The sequence below is a fragment of the Paraburkholderia sp. BR10954 genome (assembly GCF_040965775.1).
Lineage (GTDB): Bacteria > Pseudomonadota > Gammaproteobacteria > Burkholderiales > Burkholderiaceae > Paraburkholderia > Paraburkholderia youngii.
Window position 1 is genome coordinate 343,902 of the sequence record NZ_JBFRCK010000003.1, and the last position, 16,271, is coordinate 360,172.

Here is a 16,271-nt window from a genome sequence, read left to right on the forward strand (position 1 = left end):
ATCGGGCGGCCTCGCTTATTGTTCCTGCGGCGTCGGATTCGGACTGTCCGACGGCTGGACGCGATTGTCGATGATCAGCGGCGTGCCATTCTTCAGCTTGAGCTGGCCGCTCGTCACGACCTGCGTGCCGTCGTCGACGCCCTTCAGAATCGCCACCTGGTCGCCGCGCGTCGGGCCCGGCGTCACGAACACCTGCTGCGCGACGGGCAGCGTTTTGCCCTGCGCGTTGGGCTGCGTGCCGGGCTTCACGATGAACACGGTCGCGCCATACGGGTTGTAGGTGATCGCCGTTTGCGGCAGCGTCAGGTGACGCTCCTCGGCGCCCGAGTCGATCTTCACGTTCGCGTACATGCCGGGCAGCAGCTTGCGCTCGCGATTGTCGACGCTCGCCTCGATCTGCACGTTGCGCGTCGCGCTGTCGACTTTCGGGCTCATCGACTGGATCTTGCCGGTGAAGCTTCGTCCGCTGTACGCGTTGGTATCGACGCTGACGGTCGCGCCGATCGCGAGCTGGCCGAGCTGCTGTTGCGGCACCGAGAAGTCGGCGTAGATCGGATCGATGGCTTGCAGTGTGACGATCGTATCGCCCGGATTCAGGTATTGCCCCGGATTGATCGTCGTGATGCCGAGGCGCCCCGCGAACGGCGCGCGAATCGTCTTCTTGTCGACGAGCGCCTGCTGCTGCGCGACCTGCGCCTTCTTGCCCTTGAGGTCCGCCGCATCGGCGTCGAGCTGCGCTTTCGCGATCGCCTTGATGTCGTACTGCGCGCGGTCGCGCTCGTAGACCGTCTGCGCGAGGTCGGCTGCGGCCTGCAGCGATTGCAGCAGCGCGACGTCGCTGTCGTCATTGAGTCGCACGAGGATCTGCCCGGCTTTCGCTTCCTGCCCCGACACGAACGCGACCTGGCGCACGAGGCCGGCGACTTCGGTCGTCACGTCGACGCCGCGCACCGCGCGCAGGCTGCCGACCGCCGCGAGCTGCGGCTGCCACGACTGATAGTGGACCACCACCGCCGACACCGTCGCGGGCGGCGTGGTGTTGGCCGCCATGAACTTCGCGAACATGTGCGCGCGGAACAGGTTGAAGCCGACCAGCCCGGCGAGCAGCAGGCCGACGCAGATCAACATGATCACCATGCGCTTCGTCATCGGTTTTCTTTCGGCCATCGTGATGTCCTTGCTCGGCTTGGGGCGAGGGCTGAGGGTTGTGTCGGCACGGTCAATGTGGCGTTGCGGCGGCGGGCGCGGCGGCCGACTCGGGCGCCGCGCCATTCCACCAGCCGCCGCCGAGCGCCTGGACCAGCGCGGCCGTGTCGGCGTAACGCGCGGCCTGCGCCTGCGCGAGACTCACCACTGTCTGCTGATACTGGCGTTGCGCGTCGAGCAGCGCGAGGTAGCTCACGCCGCCGACGCGATACTGCCCGCGCGTCAGTTCGAGCGAATCGCTCGCGGCGCGCGACGCGTCGGTCTGCGCCTTGAGGCCGGTCGCATCGTGTTCGAGCGCACGCAGCGTGTCCGCGACGTTCTGGAACGCAAGCAGCACCGTCTCACGGTATTGCGCGCCGGCCTGCTCATAGGCGGCCTCGGCCGCGCGCTTCTGCGCGCTCAGCTGGCCACCGTGAAAGACCGGTTGCAGCAAGCCCGCGCCGATGCTCCAGATCGTGCTGCCCGCCCTGAGCACTTGCGCGGGCGTCAGCGCCTCGGCGCCGTAGCTCGCGGACAACGTGATCTGCGGATACATCGCCGCGGTCGCGACGCCGACCTGCGCGTTCGCCTGATGCAGCGTGGCGTCGGCGGCGAGGATGTCGGGGCGCTGGCGCACCAGCGACGACGGCAGGCTCACGGGCAGCGTGTCGGGCAGCGAGAACATGTCGAGTGTGAATTCGGGCACGCCCGTGTCGCTCGGCAGTTTGCCGGCGAGCACCGCAAGCTGGTGGCGCGCCTGGTCGAGTTGCTGATAGAGCGGCGGCAGCGTCGCGCGGGTCTGCGCGAGCAGCGTTTCCTGCGCGAGCACGGCCGCGCGGCTCACGCCGCCGAGTGAGAGTTGCTGATCGAGCACGTTCAGCTGCTGCTCTTCCTCGGTGGCGATCCGCTCGGTCGCGTCGATCTGTGCGCGCACCGACGCTTCCTTGACCGCCGCGGTCACGATGTTGGCCGATATCGTCAGATAGGCGGCCTGCAGCTGGAAGCGCTGATAGTCGATCTGCGCATGCAGCGCTTCGAGTTCGCGCCGCGCGCCGCCGAACACGTCGAGCTTGTACGAGACGTTGACCGACGCGTTGTAGAGATTGAATTCTTCGACCAGGCCGGGCTGACCGAACGCGATGCCGTTGATCTTTTCGCGCGTGGCGTTAAGTTGCGCGTCGACGCTCGGCAGCAAGGTGCCCCCCGCCTGCGCGATGTAGTTTTCGCGGGCCTGGCGCAACGCGGCCTGGGCCGCGGTCATGTTTGGACTATTGGCGATGGCCTCGCGGATCAGCGCGTCGAGCGGCTCGCAATGAAACAGCGTCCACCACGCGGCGGGAATGTCCTGCGCCGGCGCGAAACGCTGCGGCAGGCCGGCGGGGCCGGGCGCGGACGCGGTCTGGTCAGGCAGTGGCGTGGGGGTGAAAGTGTTCGTGGCCGGCGCGGGCGGCGCGTGGTAGTCGGGGCCGACCATGCAGCCGGCCAGCGCGACGCCGCTGCACAGCGCAACGAAGAGGCGCCGCCAGACAATACGCTGACTCACGTCGATCATCGATCTACCTTGTACGCCAGTGGCGGGTGGACCGGACGAAGATGTTCAGGGCACCCGAACGTTCTTGGAGTTGTCTTGCCGACGCTGGAATTTACCACGCATGGTGTGAACTGTGCTTGGGGTGGGATTCGCTGGCGGGCGAAAGTGGGTACGAGATCACGTAGGAGGGGCGGTGGGGCAGCCAGACCGCGCGCTGCAGCGGAACGATCAACGCCTCGCGACTCACTCGGACCTACCTCACGCCGGACACCGCGTACAGCACCCAAGCCCATATGTTCGAGTGACGATTGGGGCGTAGCCCGCGTGGATCGAGCCGGCGAGGTGTTCTGGCCGCTCGCCGACGTACCGCTTATCGAGCACGTGCTCGCGTGGTCGCCGGCGAATCGGAATCCCTGTTTGTCGAGGTTTCGGGAGTTGGCGTGAGGATGACCAGGTGGATAAGCAGATGAGAGATGATTCTCTGCTTCGTCTATGCACATTTGCCTTCGATTGCCTGAAGCAGGGGGCTGCCAGGGGCAATCCGGACAAAAAACTGCGGTGGCTGAAAACCGGCGGAGATTTGACGTAACTCTGTTAGCGAAATGGAGCCTGTGAGTCGCTGCGGGTCTTGCAAACCTAACGCAAACCCCTTGGTTGCGCCATCGAAGTATTGAAAGAATTCTCGTCGCGTAATTCCGCATACACTCGCGAACCGTCGCCATAAGGTCGAAGGCGCAAGCGAATGCGCTGCACTGACCCTTGCATAGCCAATAACACGGCCCACCGGAACTTTGACGTAGATCCAAACAACGGTCCCCTCCTTCACGTTCATGGCTCGGCGACGAAGTTCCACATGCTTGGTGCCCGCAAGTATGTTCTCCGCGTGTCTTTCCTCAAGCGAGATGAGCACGTGTTCAGGATGTTCCATCGGCAAATCCTTCCTGGAGGATTTCTTGAAGCTGTGTGTCATCAATTGCACGGGTTGTGAGAAGGTCATTCGGACTGCCGCAGCCGAGTCGGAGGAGGGTCGAACGGGGGACGGGGTGGTCAAAGTAAACAATATTGTCAAATGCTGCTATGGTTTTTACGGTTGACCGGCCGATCGCTTCGAGTCCCGCCAAGTCCAAAACTGACGGATCCAGATCCGCATTTTCCATGGCTTCCATAGACTTGAGGTACGCGTGTTTTACGCGTGCGATGGCAACGATTGCACCTTGTCCTCGATCTCTCTCAGATTCGTAAAACAAAATGAGATTACCACGCTTGAATCGCTTTAGCGTGTTTGCGTTGCTCAGGTAGTGCCGCTCCTTGTAAAGTTTGGCTCGCGCGTGAGGCAGCAGGCTTTTTTGTGGTGAATGCGCTAGAAGGTGTTCAGCGAAGACGCGTCGCACAGGCGTAACGACCGCAGGGCGCCCGGACAGACAAAAGAGCGCAGGCGAAAGCAATTTCTCCAGCGCCATCAACGAGATATGCCCAACGTTTCCGTCGGGCCTCACCAGGCGGATCTGTTGGTCGACGTTGCGATATATCGGCGGCACGTCGGGAATACGCACTCGGCTAGCGAGAAAGATATCGTCCATGCGCTGCGCCCAATTCGATGCGGTAATGACGCCGCCTAAAGCAAGCTTCGTTAATGACGTTTGATCTTTAAGTCCACCGAAGCCGAGCATCGACGCGATTTCACGTATTTGCGCCTGCTCGGACGGGAAAACGAGCCTGATTTGCGATGTCTTTGCCGCTGAGCCTTGCTCGATCAAATAACCGAGCATGAGGCGCACGACGTCGCTCGCGCCAGGTTGCTTTTCGTCGACAGCCATGTGAGCGACAACGTCGTTCTGGTTCATGGCCTTGGGCCACATCAGATACCCAGTCAAAACGTCTTCCGACCAGACTCCATACCGATAGCATACGCGCCCGTTCGAGTCGACTCCCGCCCACTCCGTGACGACAGCGGCGTTCGGAACACCGAGTTGAGATAGAAGCTTATGGATTTCGCCCTCATCGGCGCGCGTGATCGGTGCGATAACAAGGGGAGCGCTTGCGCCGGTTTCGAAGAACTCTGCCGTGGATTCTCGGCCGTTAAAGTCTTTGAATGCGCGGGGCGATACAACCTGAATGCCATATTTCTCAAGGAGCTTGGCAGCGGCACCGAGTATTGAATGGTCGTTAGTAATCAGCCCGCTAAGCCTATGCTGAATGGCCGTGGCCAAATGACGTAAGTCGGATACGTCATTACTTCTGAGCGTACCGGCTTGATGCCGTTCCGGAAATACTATCGACGCAAGCTCGGGTGCGAGTACATCCCATTCTTTTTCAATGGGTGGGAAGGCGGGGAAGATGCGCGCGTAGCATTGCATGGGATCCGTCACGCCGACGCTCGCCGTACGAGTGAGTTCTGCCGTGATCTCTGTGCTGAGCGCAAGTCGGCAGGAGCCTGCTCTTTCCATCTTGAAGAGATCCAGAACTTCCTCGTTTCTATGCCTGCGTGGGCCGAGATCGAACAGTACGTTCAGATCCAGCAGGAAAAGCGGAATCTCAGGCGTGTAAGTTGAGTTCAGACCAAGTGGATCGTCGGCATTGAAGCCGCTTGACGCGAACAGTTGCGGTGTATCGAGTTCGTGGCTGCGAACAAAGATCGTTCGGTTTTTTGTCTCTCCCCCGCGGGTGACCCTTTGGATATAGAAACCCTGGTTTTCCCAGAATCGGTTTGCCTCGATGAGGTCTTCCGCAACTCTCGCATAGATGGAGATAAAAGCGTGCTCCGTCAAATATCGTTTGAGGTGATTCAGCAGCGAAGCCGCAACTTGGCGCTTTCTGAAAGCCGGTGCAACGAACACTTGCAGCACGCGCCCCTTAGGATGCCTGGCTTCGAACAGCAAATGACCCGCATACGAAGATCCGTCATTATTGCGTTCGACGGCAACGATAAGCTGCTCCTTGTCAGCGAAGTCTTTGAGCATGCCCGACGGAAGAAATCCGAGAGCATGTTTGTCACTATCCGCCGCCTGACTGACAGTTGCGAGGAACGGCTCAACGTCGATATAGCGGTGGAGAATTTGAATGAAACGGTCCTCGGCGATCATTTTCTATCTGGCCTCCTGGCTGGAGCGCCGCAAGCAACGCTCGCCAATGTCGTATGTCAACGGACGGGTGACTGTCGCGGTCTGAATGAATTGAACAGTCCTTAGAGGGCAATAGAGGTTCAGCAAGGACTACGCTAAAGATAACATTGATAGCTATCTCTTAATACTTGAATTGGCAGGGTAAATGCAAAATGAATAATTTTCGCATTTGAGATACTTTTCCCTATGCGGGTATCTCGTATTCCTTTTCGATATAAATCTGTTATTCGCAACAGCTGGCATCATTGAGTACGTGATAGTCTGACACTGGAATAGGCTTTTCACGCGCGAGGAAGTGTGGCGCATCTGCCGTGTTACGCGGACCATTCGCGCGGGGGATCGCGAGCGCATCGCCGGTGTCTTAGGGCATGCCGGGCTATCGTGTTGCGGCGCAAGGCCGGCGAGTCTGATTGCAGGCGCTGCCTGATGGCTTCGGCCTTGAAGCACCATTCACGCACCAGCCGCCGAACTCTCCGCCGCCGCCTCATCCGCCGGATAGCGCTGCGCGTCCCTCTTGATACGCCGGCGAATCAGGATCGTCCACAGCGTCAGCGACACGTACACACCATAACGCAGCGCAGTGGATGCAAGCGCCGAGCGCGGGTCGTTCGGCCAATGCAGCACGATCGCGCTTCGCACGATGTTCTCGCCGATCATGCCGATCCCCCACACGAGTGTCATCAGGCGAATATAGGTGGAGAGCATTGGACGATCGCGCCAATGTCGCTCGAACACTTCCACGCTGCGATGGTCTTCGCGCGACATCGTCGAGCGCGCCAGATAGAACACCGTCGGCTTGCGCAGCGTGAGCGACGCGAGAAACGTGATGCCGATAAAACCCGACACCATAGGATCTTCGATCAACAGCAGACGCGCGTCGCTGAACACGAGGCTCGTGGCGAGCGCTGGCAGCACGCCCGCGAGCACGAGTGCGCTCAGCGCGTCGAAATGCCGGTAACGCAGCAGATCCACCGTCATCCATGCGATCAGCGGCAACGCCGACGCGGCGAGCGCGCCCGTCTGCCCCCAGTGCGGAAACGCGAGCCGGTAGACAAGCAAGGGCAGCGCGAGATTGACGAGCAATGCGCTCAGGTAGCGCAGACGGGATTTCATCGGCTGGGCTGTAACGGCATGGAACGAGGCACGCGCGGCACATGCTGGTGCGCTGTGACAATCGCGCTTCGGCAGCGGCGCACGAACGTATGGAGCCAGTGTAGGGCGAAGTTGCGCGCGTTGCCGGAGTTGGCGGCGCGCAGCGAAAGGCTGACGCAAGCGCGCCGCGTGCGGGGCATCGGCGGCGCGCCGATGCGATTGCCTGGTTTTACCGGGCCTCGTCCGCCGCTCGCCGCTGCGCAATCAGATCGGCAAGCCGCTCGACCTGCTGCCCTTGCGCATCGAAATTGCCCGCGTCCAGCCACCGCTGATAACACGAGCGCAACGCCGGCCATTCGCTGTCGATGATCGAAAACCACGCCGTGTCGCGATTGCGCTCGCGGTAGACGATCGCCTGCCGGAAGATCCCCTCGAACGTGAACCCGTAACGCAGCGCAGCCTTGCGCGACGGCTCGTTCAGCGAATCGCATTTCCATTCGAAACGGCGGTAACCGAGCTTGTCGAACACTTCGCCGAGCAGCAGGTACATGGCTTCAGTTGCGATGCGCGTGCGCTTGAGCCGCGGCGAGTACGTGACGTGGCCGACTTCGATCACGCCGTTGGCCGGATCGATCCGCATCAGCGACAGCGTGCCGACCGGCTTGCCCGTCGCGAGGTCGATCACCGCGTAGTGCAGCGGATCTTTCGATGCCGCCATCCGCGTCAGGTGCTCGCGATAGGCCGCGAGGCTGTCGAACGGGCCGACCGCCAGATAGGTCCAGTCGCGGCCGTCGGTGGCCGAGCGGTACGCGTCGAACAGGTCGGCCGCGTGGCGCTCGACGTCGACGGCTTCGAGCCGGCAATAGCGGCCGCTTAGCGGCTCGCGCCCCGGCGGCTGCGCGCCGTGCCAGCCGGGCATGGGCGCGCCGATCGGCTGGCCGTAGGCGTTACGTGTGGGTTCCATGTCCTTTCTCCTGGTCGTCGATGCAGGAACGATACGGCAAACGTGGTATGTTCAAAAGATCCACGACACGCTTATTCGACAGGTCCAGCTACCATGATCGAAATTATCGGACCGCTCGTCCATGCGAACGACGTTTCCGCCGCGAGCGGCGCCAGCGGGGCCACTCGGCCCGCGCCGCTGCAAAAGCAGCTGATCGAACGTCTGCAGCAGGCGATTCACGCTGGCCGTCTGCCGGCCGGGTCGTTGCTGCCGTCGTCGCGGCTGCTCGCCGCCGAAATGGGCGTGTCGCGCAACACCGTCGTGATCGCTTACGAACATCTCGCCGCGGTCGGCTACGTCATCGCCGATCGTCAGGGCACGCGCGTGAGTCCGCTGTCGAGCCCCGCCGCGCGCGGCGAGCGGGCGACGGCGCCGGCCGCGCCGGAGGTCGTGTACGCGACGCGCGTCGAGCAGTTCGCGGCGACGCACAAGCACGCCGACAACAGCTATGCGCTGACCCCCGGCACGCCCGCGCTCGACCGCTTCCCGCTGGCCGCGTGGCGGCGCGCGCTCGAACGTGCGATGGAGCGCGCCTTACCGCACGCGCTCGGCTACGGCCCGCCGGCCGGCGAACCGGCGTTGCGCGACGCGATCGCCGCGCATCTGCGGATGGCGCGCGGCGTGCGCTGCGACGGCTCGCAGGTCGTGATCACCGAGGGCGCGCAGGAGGCGCTGAACCTGTGCGTGCGGCTACTGACCAATCCCGGCGATATCGCATGGACCGAGGACCCCGGCTACCGCGGTGCGAAGGCCGCTTTCAACGCGGGCGATTTGTGCTTGCTGCCGATTCCCGTCGATGCCGAAGGCATGGCCGTGCCGGCCGACGCGTGGCGCACGCATCCGCCGAAGCTGATCTACACGTCGCCCGCGCATCAGTATCCGACCGGCGCGGTGTTGTCGGTGGCGCGGCGGCTCGAACTGATCGCAGAGGCGCGGCGTTGCGGCGCGTGGCTGATCGAGGACGATTACGACGGCGAGGTGCGCCACACCGGCGAGCCGATCGCGAGCATGCAGGGCCTCGTCGACGAGGCGCCCGTGCTGTACGTCGGCTCGTTCAGCAAGACGATGTTTCCGGCGCTGCGCATCGGCTTCGTCGTGCTGCCTCGGGCGATCGCCGCGCATGCCGCTGTTGCGCTGCAAGAGATGCTGCGCGGCGGGCACCGGCTGGAGCAACTGGCGCTCGCGCATTTCCTCGAAAGCGGCGAATTCGGGCGGCATCTCGGGCGGATGCGGCGGCTGTACCGCGAGCGCCAGCAGGCGCTGCGCGACGCGCTGGCCGAGCATTTTCCGGCGGCGACGATTCTTGGCGGCGATTGCGGGATGCATCTGACGCTGCGGCTGCCCGCGTCGCTCGACGATCGCGCGCTGACGGCGCGGGCGCAGGCGTTGGGGCTCGGTCCGCGCGCACTGTCGGGGTTCGCGATCGGGGCGTCGGAGCAGACCAACGGGCTCGTGATCGGGTATGGCAGTACGGAGGCGGAGCGCTTGGGGCCGGCGGTGAAAGCGCTGGCGGAGCTGGTGCGTGAGATGCAGAGCGAAGCGCGACCGGCTGCGAAGCGCGCGGCAAAATCCGCCGGAAAACCCGCTGGAAAACCCGCTGGAAAACCCGCCCGCTCCCGCAAAAAGCCCACCCTGCAAAGTCGTACGCCCGCAACCCAGGATATGTAAGTTTTACGTTTGTCCGCCCGGACCATGTCGCGCTATCGTGTCGTATGCGCGGCGACTTCGCTCCGAGGTGCTGGGTCTGGCTGGGTCTGCCCGCATGTGCCGTGGTTGCTCGGCCCGCCGCGTCGCAGGTATGGCGCCGGCGATGGGCACGAACAATGCATTGAGTGTGGTTTTCGATGACGATTTATCCGACCGGAGACGATATGAAGGAAATCGAACCGACCCCGTGGTTTGAGCTGGCCATCCATACGCCCGTACGCGAAGGCTGGTACGAGGTGCAGTTGGCGAGCGGGGACACGGCGTTTGCGAAATTTGGCGACGGCGTATGGACCGAAAAGCCGTTGCTCGTGTTCACGCATTGGCGCGGCCTATCCGCCGATCCGTCGAAAGCCGCGGACGGCGCGGCCGATTCGGTCAGCGCCGAGGCCACCGCGGCGCAGGGCGTGCGCGCCGCCTGGAACGCGTTCTTCCCGGGACTCGGCGAAGAGCAGCACAAGCCGCACAATGTGGTGCCGAACGGCAAGGCGCCGCATCATTGAGCGGCCATTGAAGTTCGCTTGAAGTATGGTCGGGCGGCGGCTCGTGGGCTGCCGCCTGGCAGCTCGATTCGCCCGCCCATCGCTCCACGCTGCGGCTGCGCACTGCGCGCACCGTATTTCTCTCGCCTCGCTACAATCTCCGCGTTCGATCTCGAGACCTTCCGCGCGCAAAAAATCGACGTGCCGATGCTGGCCGGCTCATCACGTGGATGGAATGCAAGGTGATTCCGGATGACAGCCAGCGGCATGATCTGTGGTCGCCGCGTATGCGGATAGCCGCGTGTATTCGCACAACCGCTGGCATTTCGGTGACGATCCCGACCTCCGCACGTGCCATTACGTGGCAGGCGAGGTGGCGCCCGTCGCGGCCTTCGCGCAGTGATCGCGCTTAGGTGTTCGGTGCGGTTTCGCCTTCGGCGAATGCCTTGAGCGCGTCGCCCGCGAGACGGTAACGCACCCATTCGCTTTGCGGATTCGCACCGATCGACTTGTAGAAGCCGATGGCCGGCTCGTTCCAGTCGAGCACGCTCCATTCGAAGCGGCCGCAGCCCGTTTCGCAGGCGATTTGCGCGAGATGGCGCAGCATCTGTTTGCCCGCGCCGCTGCCGCGCGATGCGGGCGACACGTACAGGTCTTCCAGATAAAGCCCCTGCTTGCCGAGCCACGTCGAATACGAAAAGAAGTACACGCAAAAACCGACGGGCTCGCCGTTCATTTCGCAGATCAGCGCTTTCGCGGGCACGCCCTCGGAAAACAGGCTTTTCTCGATGTCTTTGATACCGGCGACGACTTCGTGCTCGGCTTTCTCGTAGATCGCAAGTTCGGTGATGAAGCGCAGGATCAGGGGGGCGTCGGAGGCGGTGGCGGGGCGGATGTGGATCGTCAAGGTCTGGTGCTCGGTGAGTTCGGTGGTGATTCCGGTCCGGCTGGCGGTAGGCACGCGCCAAATGCGCCGGCCTCGGAACAGACTCACATCGTAGCAAAGAGCCAAAGGCCCCGTCGTGAAAGGACGAGGCCTTTGGCGTTTCCTACAGACCGAAGGCGAACAATTTTTTCGGCCCCGGTCCGTTCGTTGAACCAGAACCCCAGAACACCACGCCGTCCGCAACGGCCGGTCCGGCATTGCACGCGCCGCCGCTATCGAATGACCACAGTACTTTTCCGTTGGAAGAATCGAGCGCGTACATCGTGCCTTTCGTGTAGTCGAGATTGCATCCGAACACCACGCCATTCGCGACACTGACCGCTGCCTCCGCGCGGCTTCCGAGTGGGTCCGGCGTGGTCCACTTGATCGCGCCGGAATTCGCGTTGAGCGATGCCCAGCCGCCCGACGTGGTGGTGCCGCCGCCGTTCGCCAACTGCCATACGCCTGGCGTCGTGCCCGAGCCGGTCATCCCGCTGTTCGATGCCGCAACGTAAATAAACTGGCCGTCGTTGGCCGATCCCCACTGCAGACCGCCTGTGAGTCCTCCGGGGGCGACCTGGGTGGACCAACGCAGTGCGCCCGTTTCTTCATCGAAGGCCCAGAACATCCCGCTCTTTTGCCCCGCGCCGACCAGTCGGCCGGCATTGCCATTGCCACCGAAGAGCATCGGCCCTTGCGCGAAGTCCCAGTCCGGACCCTGCGGATTGGGGCAGTTGGCGTTCGGCGGAAGAGTGAAGACGCCCGGCACGTTGAGGCCGCAGCCGACATTCCACGTGTCGTACGGCAGTCCGCGCGCGGACCATTTGACTGCGCCCGTCGTCATGTCCAGCGCGAGGATCGAGTCGAAGTGGTCGTTCGGGTCGATGCACGATGTCGGCGTGCCGCCGCTGTTCATACAGTCGAGTACGGCCTGAGGTACTGCCCAGTTGTTGCCGGAACCCATGAACACCGTATTGCGATCGACGTCGACGGCGCCCGTGCTTCCCCAGACGGAGCCGCCGTAATAGCCGTTCGGCATCGTGTATGTCTGCCACTTGATTGCGCCGGTCGCGACCTCGAGCGCGACGACGCTGCCGCGGAAACTCCACTGCCACGCAGGCGGGGGAATATAGGCGGCCATCAATTCTTCGTTCGATGTCGTTCCTACGAAAGCCGTACCGTTCGCGATGACGGCAGACTGCGTGACCATTGAATACTTGGTTGGATCGACTTGCTTGTGCCAAAGCCGCAGGCCGGTGTTCTTGTCGACGGCAAAGACCTGGGCCGGTTGCGGACTCGGCAGTTTGCCGCTTTGATTGCCGAGTATCAGTACGTTTCCGGAGATAGCGGGCGTTGCACGCGCGTAGTCGTTAGGGATGTCCGTGTAGGACGATACGAGGTTCTTCCAGACAACTTGACCGGTCTTCCTGTCGACTTTGTAGAGATAGCCCGCGGAATCCGGGAAATAGGCATAGCTGTCATCGAGAGCAGGGGTCGCCGTCACGTTTCCGCTCGTATCAGTTGCCCAGAGCTTGTGAAGGGAGCCCGCTGTCTTCGGACCAATCGCCACTTCATTCGCCTGATTTCGGGAGTTCATCAAGTCGTTTCCCGAGGTCGTCCAATCGGTCGCATATGCAATGCTGCTCGTTGTCAAACCGAATAGCAGCGCACACGTTAAATGCAACGTGTCAGTTCTCATGTCGTCTCCTCAGTGTTTATTTGGAAAGCTGCGTTTGCGCTTTTTGCGAAGCGGGAATAAAAACTGTTAATAAGACTAACTAACTAAACAATCTTTTACGGGGGGGTGTTGGAGCAATCGAAAATATAGTGAACGTCTACTCAAGGCGCATTGGCGTAATGTGCGGAATCGCACAGAGTGCTTCATGTCAGGCACACCGAATCAAATAGTAATTTCTCCATTGCGAAGTTATTTCGAGTATTTATGCTATTTGAATAAAATGAGTTCTTGGCGCCCTTGCGAAATTCGATGTGCGTTGGTCGAAGGATGGGGCACAGCGTGAATTTGGTCTGGCGGAGGGAGTGGGGTATCTGAAAGGCAAAGGAGGCTTGCCGGGTTCGCCGGCAAGAGTCTGACGCGCTTCAAGCCTCCGGCAATACCGACTTTCCGCGCCGCTTTTTCGGCTTTGGTTCCACCCCCACTCGCGGGTCCCGCTCCAGAACGAGCGCCGTCAACTGCTCGACAGTGTCTTCAAACGCAGGGTCCTCCTGCGGCACATAAAGCCACTTCCCGAGTACAGGGTGAGGCCGCAATGCAGGCAGATCGGTAATCAGCGCGGCATGGCGTTCCTGCGATGTACAAACGAGCAGCCCATTCCACGGCTTATCGCGATCGGCCGCAACCAGACACAACAGGCCGTCGATATACGCGGCATCGCTGCCAAACATCCGCCGGCGCAGATAAGTCGGATCGCGTTCGAACGCGTCGAAGATCCAGAGGAGCGAATTGCTGATCGAAGAGGGCATCGGCGGATAATCTCAGGAAGCGAGGCAAAGGAATAAGTTTACGCAGATTCTCCAGGGTCGGCTGCGAGCCAATCGAAGATCGAGCAAGTCCGGCTAGGTAAGATGTATCCAACCTCGGCGACCATATCGGAACTCGCACGATCCAGACCATGCTAACTCACACAGACGCCACCGCCGCTTACGCTAAACGCTTCGAGACCGTTCTCGCCTATATCGACGCAAACCTCGAGGGCGATCTGTCGGTCGACGCGCTAAGCCGTATCGCAAACTTCTCGATGTTCCATTTCCATCGACAGTTTGTCGCGTATGTCGGCGTGCCCGTCGCACGCTACGTGCAGTTGATGCGCTTGCGTCGCGCGGCTCACCGCCTCGCGTCGCGGGCGTCGTGCTCGGTTCTCGATGCCGCGCTCGACGCCGGCTTCGACAGTCCCGAAGCCTTCAGCCGCGCGTTCAAGCGTGCGTTCGGCATGGCGCCGAGCACGTTTCGACGGCATCCTGCATGGCAGTTCTGGAGTGCGAGTTTTATTGTTCCCTATCTTTCGAGGAGACTGACCATGCAAGTGAAAATCGTCGATTTTGCGGAAACCCGGGTTGCCGCGCTCGAGCATTGTGGTTCACCTGGACTCGTCAACGAGAGTGCGCGCAAGTTCATCGATTGGCGTGTTCAAAGCGGACAATCGCCGGTGGCGTCGAGCAGGACCTTCGGCATCCCGCACGGCAATCCGGACACCGTGCCAGCGGAGGAATTCCGCTTCGATATCTGCGGAGAGATCGACGAGCCGGTCGCACCCAATCGCTATGGCGTGCGCGAACTCGTCATGCCGGGCGGACGGTGCGCAGTGGTGCGACACACGGGATCGACCGATCACATCGGCGAGACGATCTACCCGATCTATCGCGACTGGCTGCCTTCGAGTGGAGAAGAGTTGCGAGATCATCCGCTGTTTTTCCACTACCTGAGCGTCTATCCCGAGACGCCACTCGATCAATGGCAGACGGATATCTACATTCCGTTGGTGTGATTAGGGGAACGGGGCGATGAGCATATCGGATGCCTAACCGTTCTGCGCGAGGTCTCCGAAGTTTTGGTTCATTCGGGCTCCGATTCAATTTTCGCATCGGTATCAATTGCATTGAAGCGATGATTGCCAGATTGTAGATGCGGAAAAAAATGCAATAGCGGAATGTACCTTTGAAACAAAGCCCCGATCTCTGCGAATAATGGTTCAGATACGGGTTTTCATCGATCCAGGCTCTTAGCCATGACAGAAGCCGAAAGGCGGTTCCGCTTTCGGCATCTCGCCTAATCACCGGAACCCCCCAATACCCCAAGTGTCAACTAAGGATGTCACCCGTCCATTTTGGGGAGATATCAAATGGCTGCCACGCAATCTGGGGCTATGCCCCTCTCCGAAGAGGAGGCACGGCGCCAGTTGCGCCGCGCTGTCATCGCGAGCACGATCGGTACCACGATCGAATGGTACGACTTCTTCCTGTACAGCACGGTCACTGGTCTGGTATTCGCGAAGCTGTTTTTTCCTGAATCGGACCCGCTCGTCGGCACACTCCAGGCTTTTCTGATTTACGCCGTCGGCTTTATCGCGCGGCCCGTGGGCGCGGCGATTTTCGGCCACTATGGCGATCGCATCGGACGCAAAGCAACGTTGATCGTGACGCTATTGCTGATGGGACTCGCGACATTCGCCGTCGGCTTCGTTCCGACCTACGCGTCGATCGGCATCTGGGGGGCCATCGCGCTCACGGCTCTGCGCTTTATTCAGGGGGTGGGCGTGGGAGGCGAGTGGGGCGGTTCGGTGCTGATGTCGATGGAATGGGCACGCACCAACAAGCATCGTGGTTTCATCGCGTCGTGGCCGCAGTTCGGCGTACCCGCGGGATTGTTCCTCGCGAATCTGGTGGTGCTCGCCACCAGCCAGATCTCCGGCAGCGCATTTCTCACGTGGGGCTGGCGGGTGCCGTTTTTCCTCAGTATTGCGCTGGTCGCGATCGGCCTTTATATCCGCTTGAGTATCCTCGAGACGCCGATCTTCGCGAAGCTTCTCGCTGAGCGCAGGATCGAAAAGGCACCAATGCGTGAAGTATTGCGCCGGCAGCCGAAAGACATTCTTCTATCGGCTCTTGCACGTATGGCCGAACAGGCGCCTTTCTATATTTTCACGGCATTTATCTTCACCTATGGCGTGATGAGTCTGGGCGTTACACGCGATCTGTTGCTCACCGCGGTGCTGGCTGCTTCGGTGCTGGAATTCTTCACGATTCCGTTCTTCGGTCATGTGTCCGATCTGATCGGACGCCGACGCATGTACGTAATCGGCGCCGCTGCAGTCGGGCTATTCGGCTTCCTGTACTTCTTCATGGTCGGAACTCATCACCCGGGATGGATCTTCGCGGCGATCGTGCTTTCGCTGGTGCCGCACGCGATGATGTACGGTCCCCAAGCCGCGTTGATCGCAGAATCGTTCACGGGGCGCTTGCGCTACAGCGGCGCGTCGATGGGATACCAGTTGGCTTCCGTCATCGCTGGCGGTCCGGCACCGTTGATTGCGACCGCGCTTTATGCTTACTTTCATTCGGGATTTGCGGTGGCGTGGTATGTGTTCGTGTGTGCGGTGATTAGCGTGGCCGCCGCTATGCGATTGAGCGATTACACGAATAAGGACATCTCGCGGGAATACGACGACGTGCATGCATTGCATGATCGGGGACACGCCACTCCGTGATC

13 protein-coding genes and 2 pseudogenes are annotated in these 16,271 nt (G+C 61.4%); 6 read left to right on the plus strand and 9 right to left on the minus strand.

The genetic code is table 11. From position 1 onward, the window contains the following. Window positions 1-15: 15 nt before the first annotated feature. On the minus strand, window positions 16-1,167 hold the full coding sequence (locus AB4Y34_RS06595) for an efflux RND transporter periplasmic adaptor subunit (protein WP_176378731.1): 1,152 nt from the start codon (window positions 1,165-1,167) through the stop codon (window positions 16-18). Between the two features lie 52 nt (window positions 1,168-1,219). Then, entirely contained in the window at window positions 1,220-2,737 is a 1,518-nt protein-coding gene (locus AB4Y34_RS06600) for an efflux transporter outer membrane subunit (RefSeq protein WP_368715578.1), read from the minus strand. A gap of 312 nt (window positions 2,738-3,049) precedes the next feature. Between AB4Y34_RS06600 and AB4Y34_RS06605 the strand changes: the two are divergent. Beyond that, window positions 3,050-3,160 (plus strand): annotated as a pseudogene (locus AB4Y34_RS06605) (LysR family transcriptional regulator); the annotation flags it as partial. 46 nt (window positions 3,161-3,206) lie between these two features. Here the strand turns inward: AB4Y34_RS06605 and AB4Y34_RS06610 are convergent. The 4 genes from AB4Y34_RS06610 to AB4Y34_RS06625 all read right to left on the minus strand — a co-directional run bounded on the left by AB4Y34_RS06610 (window position 3,207) and on the right by AB4Y34_RS06625 (window position 7,894). Then, window positions 3,207-3,644 carry a transcriptional regulator gene (locus AB4Y34_RS06610; RefSeq protein ID WP_368715579.1) on the minus strand — a complete coding sequence of 146 codons (438 nt, stop codon included), beginning with the start codon at window positions 3,642-3,644 and terminating at the stop codon, window positions 3,207-3,209. Then, window positions 3,631-5,799 carry a GNAT family N-acetyltransferase gene (locus AB4Y34_RS06615; RefSeq protein WP_368715580.1) on the minus strand — a complete coding sequence of 723 codons (2,169 nt, stop codon included), beginning with the start codon at window positions 5,797-5,799 and terminating at the stop codon, window positions 3,631-3,633. The genes AB4Y34_RS06610 and AB4Y34_RS06615 overlap by 14 nt, the downstream gene beginning before the upstream one ends. 489 nt (window positions 5,800-6,288) lie before the next feature. Then, complete coding sequence (locus tag AB4Y34_RS06620) at window positions 6,289-6,951, minus strand: VC0807 family protein (protein ID WP_368715581.1); 663 nt, start codon at window positions 6,949-6,951, stop codon at window positions 6,289-6,291. 208 nt (window positions 6,952-7,159) lie between these two features. Beyond that, the gene (locus tag AB4Y34_RS06625; protein ID WP_176378728.1) at window positions 7,160-7,894 is read right to left on the minus strand and encodes a GNAT family N-acetyltransferase; all 735 of its coding nucleotides are present in this window, start codon (window positions 7,892-7,894) and stop codon (window positions 7,160-7,162) included. Between the two features lie 93 nt (window positions 7,895-7,987). On the opposite strand from AB4Y34_RS06625, the gene AB4Y34_RS06630 reads away from it, so the two are divergent. The 3 genes and pseudogenes from AB4Y34_RS06630 to AB4Y34_RS06640 all read left to right on the plus strand — a co-directional run. Then, on the plus strand, window positions 7,988-9,601 hold the full coding sequence (locus AB4Y34_RS06630) for a PLP-dependent aminotransferase family protein (protein WP_368715582.1): 1,614 nt from the start codon (window positions 7,988-7,990) through the stop codon (window positions 9,599-9,601). Between the two features lie 203 nt (window positions 9,602-9,804). Further along, a complete protein-coding gene (locus tag AB4Y34_RS06635; RefSeq protein WP_368715583.1) occupies window positions 9,805-10,140 on the plus strand; it encodes a hypothetical protein in 336 nt (111 codons plus the stop codon). A 138-nt stretch (window positions 10,141-10,278) separates the two neighbouring features. Continuing rightward, window positions 10,279-10,489: pseudogene (locus AB4Y34_RS06640) on the plus strand (flavin reductase); the annotation flags it as partial. Window positions 10,490-10,528: 39 nt separating this feature from the next. On the opposite strand, the gene AB4Y34_RS06645 reads toward AB4Y34_RS06640, so the two are convergent. The 3 genes from AB4Y34_RS06645 to AB4Y34_RS06655 all read right to left on the minus strand — a co-directional run bounded on the left by AB4Y34_RS06645 (window position 10,529) and on the right by AB4Y34_RS06655 (window position 13,528). Next, window positions 10,529-11,026, minus strand: coding sequence for a GNAT family N-acetyltransferase (locus AB4Y34_RS06645; RefSeq protein WP_176121093.1), 498 nt, complete (start codon window positions 11,024-11,026; stop codon window positions 10,529-10,531). Between the two features lie 142 nt (window positions 11,027-11,168). Beyond that, window positions 11,169-12,743: a PQQ-binding-like beta-propeller repeat protein gene (locus AB4Y34_RS06650; RefSeq protein ID WP_368715584.1), complete on the minus strand. Its 1,575-nt coding sequence runs from the start codon at window positions 12,741-12,743 to the stop codon at window positions 11,169-11,171. A gap of 401 nt (window positions 12,744-13,144) precedes the next feature. Continuing rightward, entirely contained in the window at window positions 13,145-13,528 is a 384-nt protein-coding gene (locus AB4Y34_RS06655) for a hypothetical protein (RefSeq protein ID WP_176110499.1), read from the minus strand. Between the two features lie 149 nt (window positions 13,529-13,677). Here AB4Y34_RS06655 and AB4Y34_RS06660 point away from each other — a divergent pair, with 149 nt between their 5' ends. Next, the gene (locus AB4Y34_RS06660; protein WP_368715585.1) at window positions 13,678-14,550 is read left to right on the plus strand and encodes a GyrI-like domain-containing protein; all 873 of its coding nucleotides are present in this window, start codon (window positions 13,678-13,680) and stop codon (window positions 14,548-14,550) included. Between the two features lie 354 nt (window positions 14,551-14,904). Beyond that, the gene (locus AB4Y34_RS06665; protein WP_368715586.1) at window positions 14,905-16,269 is read left to right on the plus strand and encodes an MFS transporter; all 1,365 of its coding nucleotides are present in this window, start codon (window positions 14,905-14,907) and stop codon (window positions 16,267-16,269) included. Window positions 16,270-16,271: the final 2 nt, after the last annotated feature.

Bases quoted from the DNA above. Each gene is read 5' to 3' on its own strand.
- AB4Y34_RS06600 (WP_368715578.1), bottom strand. From the start codon at position 2,737: ATGATCGACGTGAGTCAGCGTATTGTCTGGCGGCGCCTCTTCGTTGCG.
- AB4Y34_RS06625 (WP_176378728.1), bottom strand. From the start codon at position 7,894: ATGGAACCCACACGTAACGCCTACGGCCAGCCGATCGGCGCGCCCATG.
- AB4Y34_RS06610 (WP_368715579.1), bottom strand. From the start codon at position 3,644: ATGGAACATCCTGAACACGTGCTCATCTCGCTTGAGGAAAGACACGCG.
- AB4Y34_RS06665 (WP_368715586.1), top strand. From the start codon at position 14,905: ATGGCTGCCACGCAATCTGGGGCTATGCCCCTCTCCGAAGAGGAGGCA.
- AB4Y34_RS06595 (WP_176378731.1), bottom strand. From the start codon at position 1,167: ATGGCCGAAAGAAAACCGATGACGAAGCGCATGGTGATCATGTTGATC.
- AB4Y34_RS06620 (WP_368715581.1), bottom strand. From the start codon at position 6,951: ATGAAATCCCGTCTGCGCTACCTGAGCGCATTGCTCGTCAATCTCGCG.
- AB4Y34_RS06635 (WP_368715583.1), top strand. From the start codon at position 9,805: ATGAAGGAAATCGAACCGACCCCGTGGTTTGAGCTGGCCATCCATACG.
- AB4Y34_RS06650 (WP_368715584.1), bottom strand. From the start codon at position 12,743: ATGAGAACTGACACGTTGCATTTAACGTGTGCGCTGCTATTCGGTTTG.
- AB4Y34_RS06615 (WP_368715580.1), bottom strand. From the start codon at position 5,799: ATGATCGCCGAGGACCGTTTCATTCAAATTCTCCACCGCTATATCGAC.
- AB4Y34_RS06660 (WP_368715585.1), top strand. From the start codon at position 13,678: ATGCTAACTCACACAGACGCCACCGCCGCTTACGCTAAACGCTTCGAG.
- AB4Y34_RS06630 (WP_368715582.1), top strand. From the start codon at position 7,988: ATGATCGAAATTATCGGACCGCTCGTCCATGCGAACGACGTTTCCGCC.
- AB4Y34_RS06655 (WP_176110499.1), bottom strand. From the start codon at position 13,528: ATGCCCTCTTCGATCAGCAATTCGCTCCTCTGGATCTTCGACGCGTTC.